The 3,510-nt window shown below is 59.9% G+C and carries 3 protein-coding genes; all 3 read right to left on the bottom strand.

Annotation, left to right across the window (positions count from 1 at the left end; translation table 11 throughout):
• Window positions 1–1,053, bottom strand: a 1,053-nt coding sequence (locus AC1D06_RS42205) for an aldehyde dehydrogenase family protein (RefSeq protein WP_477991488.1), incomplete at its 3' end; no start/stop codon positions are given.
• A 198-nt stretch (window positions 1,054–1,251) separates the two neighbouring features.
• On the bottom strand, window positions 1,252–2,058 hold the full coding sequence (locus AC1D06_RS42200; RefSeq protein WP_477991486.1) for a hypothetical protein: 807 nt from the start codon (window positions 2,056–2,058) through the stop codon (window positions 1,252–1,254).
• The coding region (gene betC, locus AC1D06_RS42195; protein WP_477991484.1) for a choline-sulfatase at window positions 2,055–3,510 on the bottom strand (1,456 nt) is incomplete at its 5' end. The genes betC and AC1D06_RS42200, both read right to left, overlap by 4 nt.

Genomic DNA, 3,510 nt, shown 5'->3' with positions numbered 1-3,510 from the left:
GGTGACCAGCGTGGCACCCTCGGCCTTACCCTTCTCGATATAGCCGAGAATCTTTTGCTGCTGGGCGCGGTTGATGACCGGACCCATCTGCGTCGCCTCATCCATYGGATCGCCGATCTTAATGGCTTCGGTTCTCGCCTTCAGCCGCGACAAAAATTCCTGCTTGGCGCCCTTCTGCACGAAGACGCGGGTGCCGTTGGAGCAGACCTGGCCGGTGGAATAGAAATTACCAAGCATGGCACCGCCGATGGCGCTGTCGATATCGGCATCGTCAAAGACGATCAGCGGCGACTTGCCGCCCAGTTCCATGGTGACGTGACGCAGGCCGGCGGCGGCGGCTTCGTAGACTTTGCGGCCGGTCGGCACCGAACCGGTCAGCGATACCTTGCCGACATCGGGATGGTTGACCAGCAGCGGCCCCGTCGAACGGTCACCCTGGATGACATTGTATAGGCCCTTGGGCAGACCCGCCTCAATGAGGATTTCGGCGATCTTCAGTGCGCCGAGGGGTGTGTTTTCCGAGGGCTTGAAAACCATGGCATTGCCGCAGATCAGCGCAGGGGCGCCCTTCCAGCAGGCGATCTGCTGCGGGTAGTTCCAGGCGCCGATGCCGACGCAGACACCGATCGGAATGCGCTTGGTATAGGCCCAGTCGTTGCCCAGCGGAATATGCTCGCCATTCAGTGCCGCCGCAGCGACTCCGCCGAAGAATTCGAAGGCGTCCGCGCCCGATGTCGGGTCGGCGACGATGGTTTCCTGGATCGGCTTGCCGGTGTCCAGTGTTTCGAGTTCGGAGAGCTCGCGGTTGCGCTCACGCATGATCTGGGCGGCGCGCTTGAGAATGCGGCCGCGTGCGGTCGGGCTCATCTGCGCCCATTCGACCTGGGCGCGCTTGGCGCTGGCAATCGCCTTCTCGACGATCGCTGGCGTGGCGGCATGAAGCCGCGCAATCACCTCGCCGGTGGCGGGATAGACACTGTCGAACGGCGTGCCGGCGGTGTCCTCGACATATTCGCCATCGATGAAATGGCTGGCTTTCGGCTGTGCGCGCATGATGCTCCCTGCGGCGAGAGGGTTCTGTTGAGACCGAACATATAGGCATGAGGAGAATTTGGCACCCCTGAGGCGAGGCCAGATTCCATTCCATTTGCGACACGGATGCTTCGTTTAGAAAGCTTGATACACATCGCGTCTGCGCCGTGAAATTTGATGGAGCTTCCGCCACTCAGCGGCGTGGATCTTTCCTTTGCTTCATCCAGGCAAGGCAGTCTTGTACCTCTCATATGCCTCAAGGAAGCCTGCAAGCAATTTGGGGCTCACCGTCCAAGCCAGCCGGAATTCGGCAAGATAAAGCGCAGCCTCCTGTTTGCTGCCCCACGCGATCATTTCTGCTCTCGGAGTCGCCGGCCATCTCCCTTCTCGCGCAGCCTTGACCAGGAGAGGCAGGGCATGGGCATTGGCTTTGTCGAGATTTGCAAGCTGCTGCGGAAAATCCATTTTTCGTTTTGTCGCGATGTCGACGAGCACTCGGGTTGCAACGAACTCTATCGAGGCGTCCTCCGAGTAGTCGGCGAAGAGGATTTTGCAGCCGCTATAATCTTTCTCCTCCGCCATTATCTTCAACAACAGCATACGGATGCCTTGATTGTCATTGAAGTTGAGGGCCAGCAACCGCTTGAACACCGCAGTCGCCGCAGCCCGGTCCCCTGCCTCAAGCAGCGCCAGTCCGAGATTATGCTGCGCACGCATCCACGGCCGAGTGCCGATAAAACCCCACCAATGCATGTCCTCTTCGCCAAGAACAGGCGCAAACAACCGTTCTCCGATCAGCACTGCCTCACGAAACAGCGCGATCCGCTCGGCAAGAGTTTCGGCGTGAATTCCGAGAATGTTGTAGGCATCCAAGGCATCCAGGTCGATCGAAAGGGCTTTGCGAGCGAGCTTCACTCGCTTCGCAGGCGTTTCCTCGTCCCAGGCATCATCGACAATCTCATCTGCCGGGCTATCGATGCAAGGCCCCAGAACGTCGTTGGAAAATATGGCTTTTCGGGTTGTCATTCGTCCCTCGGATACCGCTTCGACTCCTCCAGATTATCAAGGTTCATGTGATTGCGCATGTAGCGCTCCGATGCTTTCTGCAGCGGCTGGTGGTCCCAGGGGTAATACGCGCCGTTGCGCAGCGCCTCGTAAACCACCCAGCGCCGCGCCTGGCTCTCGCGCACCTCGGCGTCGAAGCGGTGCATGTCCCACCGCTTGTTGGCGATGGCCTGGAATTTGGCCAGAACAGCAAAATGCTGCGGATCGGCGGCAAGGTTGTTCAACTCATGCGGATCGGCTTCCATGTCGTAAAGCTGCTCCGGGTCGAGCAGGCAGTGGACATATTTCCACTTGCCATCGCGAATGCCGACCAACGGCGCATAGGAGCCTTCTGCCGCATATTCCATCAGCACCGGCGATGTCCGCTGCTCGCCACCGATCATCGGCAGCAGGCTTTCGCCGTCGGTCCAGGGCATGATCTCGTCGATCGAGATGCCGGCGAGAGCGGCGAGCGTCGGTGTGACGTCAAGATTGGAGACCGGCGTATCGTGCCGTCCGGCAGCCACACCCGGACCGGCGATCATCAGCGGCACACGGGCCGAGCCATCGAAGAAGCTCATCTTGAACCACATCCCGCGCTCGCCGAGCATGTCGCCGTGGTCGGAGCAGAACAGGATTGCGGTGTTGTCGAACTGGCGGGTACGGGTCAGCGTATCGATGAGTTCGCCGACCTTTTCGTCGATATAGGAAATGTTGGCGAAATAGGCGCGGCGCGAGCGGGTGACATTGTCATCCGTAATGTCGAAATTCTTGTAGTCGCAGGCAAGCATCAGCCGCTGCGAATGCGGGTCCTGTTCCTCGAACGGAATGGGAGATACGACTGGCCGCAGGTGCTCGCAGCCCTCGTAAAGGTCCCAGAATTTGCGGCGGGCGACATACGGATCGTGCGGATGGGTGAAGGACACCGTCAGGCACCAGGGCCGCCGGTCCTTGTCGTCGCTTTCCCGCGCAAGATGATAGAGTTTCTGGTTGGCGAGGAAGGCAACCTCGTCGTCATATTCCATCTGGTTGGTGATCTCGGCCACCCCTGCACCGGTCACCGATCCCATATTGTGATACCACCAGTCGATGCGTTCGCCCGGCTTGCGGTAATCCGGCGTCCAGCCGAAATCGGCCGGATAGATATCCGTCGTCAGCCGTTCCTCGAAACCGTGCAACTGGTCAGGACCGACGAAATGCATCTTGCCCGACAGCGCCGTATAATAGCCTTGCCGGCGCAGATGATGAGCGAAGGTCGGGATTGAGGAGACATATTCGGCGGCATTGTCGTAGACGCGCGTGCGGCTCGGCAATTGCCCTGCCATGAACGACGCGCGAGCAGGAGCGCAGAGCGGCGACGAGGTGTAATTGTTGACGAAGCGGGCAGAACGGGCGGCAAGCGCCTTGAGGTGCGGCGCGTGCAGAAAATCGGCC

Source organism: Rhizobium sp. P2_G2, assembly GCF_056403555.1.
This window is presented reverse-complemented; position numbering and strand designations above follow the sequence as displayed.

Bases quoted from the DNA above. Each gene is read 5' to 3' on its own strand.
- AC1D06_RS42200 (WP_477991486.1), bottom strand. From the start codon at position 2,058: ATGACAACCCGAAAAGCCATATTTTCCAACGACGTTCTGGGGCCTTGC.